Source organism: Paenibacillus sp. BJ-4 (genome assembly GCF_020404765.1).
Lineage (GTDB): Bacteria > Bacillota > Bacilli > Paenibacillales > Paenibacillaceae > Paenibacillus.
In genome coordinates, this window is record NZ_JAIVEM010000144.1 from 1 (window position 1) to 6,229 (window position 6,229).

Here is a 6,229-nt window from a genome sequence, read left to right on the forward strand (position 1 = left end):
ATCGAAATTCCCCTGTGCCGCATGCGGCGGCAGGGCTTGTACCCGCTCTGGCAGGGCTTGTACCCGCTCGGTCAGCCCCGTCCATTTTAAGCACCCCGGGGAGTGGTCGGACACCAGATACTCCGCCAGTTCCAGCAAGGTCCGGTATTCATAGAACAGCGTCTTGGAAAGCTCCCCAAAGATATCCCCCAGCTTCTGGTTCAGCTGATTGATCATAATCGAGTCGATGCCATAGCTCTCCAGAGACTCTTCCCCATCAATGCTGTACACACGCATTTTGGTAATGTCGCCGAACATAACCTTGAGCTGGTGCAGCGTCTTTTCCTTCAATAGTTCCGTGTCAATAGCCGAAGCCGAAACAGCTTGAGCAGCAGGCGCACTTGAAGCGTCCCCTTCCACTGAACGGGGCAAGCGGCCCTTGCAGGTTTCCAGCAGATCGTCTGCCAGGCTGCGGAGGGTCGGATATTCAAGAAAGATGTCATAGGTCCAGTCGAGTCCATACGCTTGGTTCAATTCGTTAACCAGTCCGGTCAGGGCCACCACATCCAGCCCATAGTCATTCCACTCTGCATCAGGGTCAATGTCCTCGGTCCCCGTTTGCAGCAGCCGGGCGACTCTTCTTATGCAATCCTCCCGCACTTGCTCCGGCAAAGCTCCATTCTGAGCTTCCGAATAAGCTGGAGAATCCGGCAGAAATTTTTCCTTTAACCGTACCGGATTCCCCTCCATGACCATGACCCGGTCACTCCCGGAGGCAAAGGCATGGTATAACGCCTGAACGCCGGTCTGCGTCCGCATGGGGGCAATCCCGAAATCCTTCATCATCACCTTCTCGGTCTCTTCATCCACATGCATTCCGCCCTCTTTCCATAAGGGCCAATTGACGGAGAGTGTCCGTCCCTGGCGCTGCTTTAACAGCACCAGGCTGTTCCGGTAGCCTGCATAGGCATCCATGAACGCATTAGCCATAGCATAATCCGCCTGGCCGACATTGCCGACAGCCCCGGTCATGGATGAGAAGAAAATGAAGAAGTCCAGCGGCAAGTCCCGGCTGGATTCATCCAGGTTGACCAGTCCGCTGACCTTGGGAGCCATTACAGCTTGCAGCTCCTCCTTGGTTTTTCTCAGGATGAAATTATCCCGGATGATTCCTGCGCCGTGAATAATTCCGTGGAGGGCTCCGTAATCGTTCCGAATGCCCTGGATTAAAGCCGCCACTTCCTCTTTGCGGACCACATCGACTCTCCGGTATTCCACTCGCGCACCGGCGGCCTCAAGCGCCTTTAACGCAGACTGCTTGTCTTCGTTAAGCGGGGATCTGCCGGTCAGAATCAGCGTCGCATGCTTGGCTTGACCGGCAATTTCGCCGGCAAATATAAGCCCGAGGCCTCCTGCGCCCCCCGTAATCAAATAGATTCCATGGTCCTTCCATAGCGGCTTCACTCTGGATGCTCCCGCGCTGATTTCACTCCAGACAGCCACCCGGCGCTTTCCGTCTATATATTGAACCTGCTTATCCGCCAGGCTGCGGCTATTCTCATTCAGCTTGGCTATAAGACTTCCTGCATCTTCTCCCGGTTCTACTTCAATAAGCTGCCCCATAACCTTGGGATTTTCAAACTGCGCCGTATAAAGGATCCCTGACAGAGCACGGAATAGCTGCTGCTGGCCCCGGGCTGGAGCTACAAGCTGCAGAAGCGCCTTTTCCTTGGGCTTGGCCTTGAGGATACTCTTCACTTCGTCAAATATCCGTGCAGCATACTCCTGAAAGCGTTGATCCAGTTCTTCTTGCGCGGATTGTAGAACCAGGCATTGGGCTTTCGGCATGTTGCCCTCCAGGTCCTCGCGCGAAATACCGCCGATTTCGCAGAGCGCTACTAAGCGGCTGCCGTAGCCAGAATCCCCAGTTCCCTCTATGGCCGCTTGTTCTTTCCAGCCGGGCTCCAGTAAAAGTGTTTCAATAGCCGCTGCTGGCTCAATCTGCCCCACCGCTCCATTCAAAGACCTGGTTATAAGTGCTTTCATCCGTACACAAACCGTCCCGTTGTCATCACAAAGGTCAATATCGAATTTCTGATCGATATCCTCTGCCTTGCCGCCATTGCTGTACCGGATGAACGCCCACATATTCGGGGCGCATGTGCTGAAAATCTCCAGCTCTTGAAGCGCCAAAGGCAGGCGGGGCTTGTCATCGACTGTACCGGCTGTCAGCGCGGCAGACGCCTTTAACGCAGCATTCATCAGCCCCGGATGCAGGACGAACCGGCTTTCCGTATCGGGTGCCGGAGACGGTAAACCAAGCCTTGCCAGGATCTGCCCTTCTCCCGCATGTACGCTCTCTATCCCATAGCGGGTCAAATCTTGACCGGCGGCTCCGGCTGTAAGCCCTTCAGCTGAAAGGATGCTTCTGCTGCACTCCTTCTGTACCGCTCGCAGATCCAGAGCCGGGGCTTTCAGAAGCGGGCAGGGGACGGCTATCCCCTGGCTGTATACGAGCTGCTTGGCATCTGCCTTTTCTAGTTCATCACTATATATCTCATAAGCAATCTCTCCGTTATCCTCCGGGAACAGGCCAATGTTCAGCTTCACCGGCTGATTCCCCACAACGGCAGGCTGAGCCCATACGATATCCTTTAGCCGTATTCCGGCCTGTTCCTCGCTCCATGCTCCCGCCCCATGCTCCACCGCAGCCCGGGCCATCTCAAGGTACGCTGCTCCGGGTATAATCCTCTGCCCATTAGCCGCATCGTTCTCCACGAAAAACTCCTTGCCCGTGAAGGTTGAAGTGAACCTTTGTTCCGAAAGATCGGACGTATTCCGGTGCAGCAGAGGATGAATCACGGAGATCTCCGCAGGGGCCACCCGGTTATTGCCGTTATTTTCACCGACTTTATCTACCCAATAGCGTTCTTTTGCAAAAGGGTAGGTAGGAAGGCTGACTTTTCTCCGTTTAGCCGAGCCGTAGAGCTTGTTCCAGTCAATCATGACTCCCTTGACCCACAAATCTAAAAGCTTCGAATATTTCCCTTTGATCATCCAGGAATCGATTGCTGTTTGCATATCTTCATCCGCTGTGAAAATAGCCGAGGTCCCCTTATTTTGCTTGACTTTTCCGCGGTATACATGCTCAATCTCATCCTGTCCCGCCGCCAAGCTCCGCAGCTTCTCCTTGAGCTGCCCGATGCTGTCTGCAATCACTCCCAGCCGCTCTTCCATGGCCTCGCGCCCTGTCTGGAGAGTGTAAGCTATATCTGGAAGGTCTGCCTCCGTCCATGGCTGTTCCTCCATGGCGGCCAACAATCTCTGTACCTGCTCCTTCAGCCGTTCCTCATTCTTGGCCGACAGCACAATGATTGCCGGCTTCTCCTGGGTAACGGCAGCCGAGGCCGCTTCTTGCTGTGCAGGAATATATTCTTCAAGCACCACGTGCGCATTGGAGCCTCCGGCCCCAAACGATGAGATTCCCGCCCGTCTGGGAACCTCCTGTCCATCTACTACCGGCCGTTTCCAATGTTCTGTCTTCTCCTGTACAACAAAAGGAGTTTTAGAAAAATCAATATTTGGATTGAGACCTTCCCCGTGCATTATATTTTTGACAAGTGTTTGATGCTTCAGTTGTAATAGGATTTTGGTAACCTGCGCAATTCCCGCAGCAGCTTCTGCATGTCCAATATTCGATTTAATGGAGGAAATCGCGCAAAATCCGGTTTCATTTGTATATTTTTTATAGACATCCGTCAGCCCGGTGATCTCAATCGGATCTCCCAAAGCCGTCCCTGTTCCATGGGCTTCAATACAGCTAATTGTACGAGGATCTATTTCACTTCTCAGCAGAGCCTCTTCTATGGCCAAAGATTGTGAGACAGGGCTTGGTACGGTATACCCGTTGGTTCTTCCGCCGTGACTGACAGCCGTTCCTTTGATAACACCATAGATTTGATCCCCGTCTTGTATGGCATCCTTCAGCGGCTTCAAGAAAATTGCGCCAACAGCCTCCGACGGAACATAACCTGTACCGCCTTCAGAGAAGGCCCGGCATCTGCCATCCGCAGCATTGAATTGCCCCTGGGACAGTGTAATATACTTGCTGGGATGAAGAGATAAATTCACTCCACCGGCGATAGCCATTTTGGATTGTCCGTTACGAATGCTTTCACAAGCCAAATGAACGGCATAGAGCGAGGATGCGCAGGCCGTATCTAGGGTCAGGCTTGGGCCTGTAAAGTTCATAACATAAGAGACACGGTTGGCAATCGAGAAGATCTGGCTGTTCGCCATGAACATATCCTGACCGGCCCGGTATGCTGCTTCGGCCATATAAAGCTGGTAGTTGTTGAACGTTGCGCCTACAAATACGCCGATACGATTTCCATATCCATCCTTTTTCAACGATTCCCGCGTGTATCCTCCATCTTCCATGCACTCCCAGGCCACTTCCAGGAACAGCCGCTCCTGCGGGTCCATAAACATCGCATCTTTTGGAGAAATATTAAAAAACAAGGGGTCAAAACAATCCGTGTGGTCTAAAAATCCTCCCCATTTACTATAGCTGAGTCCTCTTTCAACGGCTTTGATCCGGTCAGGTTCGTAAAATCCTTCCAGAGGCCACCGGTCTGAAGGAATCTCTGTAATGCAGTCCCTGCCATTATATATATTATCCCATAATTGCATTATATTTCTTGAATTTGGATATCTTCCAGCCACCCCAACTACAGCAATATCAATATACTCATTATTTTTACCAGATGAAAAATTACGGTTTCGGGAAGCCCTGGCAGCGAAGCGTATTGAAGCAAGTACAGGGATTTCTTTGACATATGCCGGCGCTTCATACTTGGGTTCTTCGATTATGGGTCTGTCCACCAGCTTGGAAACCGCATCCGGATCGTTCTCTGTCAAGTAATTTCCCAATGCCCGGATACTGTTATATTTATAAAATAAAGCGGCCTCCAGCTTTCCAGTCCATTGCTCGATCTTCCGGTTAAGTCTGGTAATCAGGATGGAGTCCAAACCCAACTGGTCAAAGGGCGCATCCGCATCCAGCCTGTTTACAGGAATTTGTGTAATCTCCGACATCAGTCCGCTCAGGTATTGAATAGCTGTATCAGTTAACCTCTGATTCGCTTCATCACTTGCTTCCAAAGATGGGGCCGAAGGATGCATACGGCTCTTAGCGGCTCTCTGCTCCATCCCTTCATCCGTTATGTGCAGCTCTATTCCTTTCATCCGTACACAAACCGTTCCGTTGTCATCGCAGAGGTCAATATCGAATTTTTGCCTGGTATCCTCTGCCTTCCCGCTACTGCTGTACTGGATGAACGCCCACATATTCGGGGCGCATGTGCTGAAAATCTCCAGCTCCTGAAGCGCCAATGGCAGGCGGGGCTTGTCATCTACTGTACCGGCTGTCAGCGCGGCGGCTGCCCTTAACGCCGCATTTATCAGCCCCGGATGAAGGACGAACCGGCTTTCCGAATCGCATGCCGGAGACGGCAAACCAAGCTTCGCCAGAATTTGCCCTTCCCCCGCATGCACGCTCTCTATCCCATAGCGGGTCAAATCTTGACCGGCGGCTCCGGCTGTAAGCCCTTCGGCTGACAGGAGGCTTCTGCCGCACGCCTGCTGTACCGCTTGCAGATCCAGGGCGGGGGCCTTAGGAAGCGGGCTGGGGACTGCTATTCCCTGGCTGTATACGAGCTGCTTGGCATCTGCCTTTTCCGGTTCATCGCTATATATCTCATAAGCAATCTCTCCGTTCTCCTCCGGGAACAGGCCAATGTTAAGCTCAATCGGCTGATTCCCCACAACGGCAGGCTGAGCCCAAACGATATCCTTTAGCCATATTCCGGCCTGTTCCCCGCTCCATGCTCCCGCCCCATGCTCCACCGCAGCCCGGGCCATCTCAAGGTACGCTGCTCCGGGGATCATTCGCTGCCCATTAGCCGCATCGTTCTCCACGAAAGGCTCCTTGCCCGTGAAGGTTGAACTGAAGCGTTGCTCCGAAAGGTCGGACGTATTCCGGTGCAGCAGAGGATGAATCACGGAGGCTTCGGCAGAGGCTGGCCAGTTATTGCCGTTATGTTCACCGATTTTGTCTATCCAATAGCGTTCATTTGCAAAAGGGTAGGTGGGAAGGCTGACTTTTCTCCGTTTAGCCGAGCCGTAGAGCTTGTTCCAGTCGATCATGACCCCCTTGACCCATAAATCCAACAGCTTCGAATATTTCCCT

General features: G+C 52.7%; 1 protein-coding gene. It reads right to left on the reverse strand.

Going from position 1 to position 6,229, the window contains the following annotated elements:
* Nucleotides 1–6,229 (reverse strand): SDR family NAD(P)-dependent oxidoreductase (locus tag LCF57_RS22285; RefSeq protein WP_226002670.1); only part of this gene is annotated, 6,229 nt, incomplete at both ends.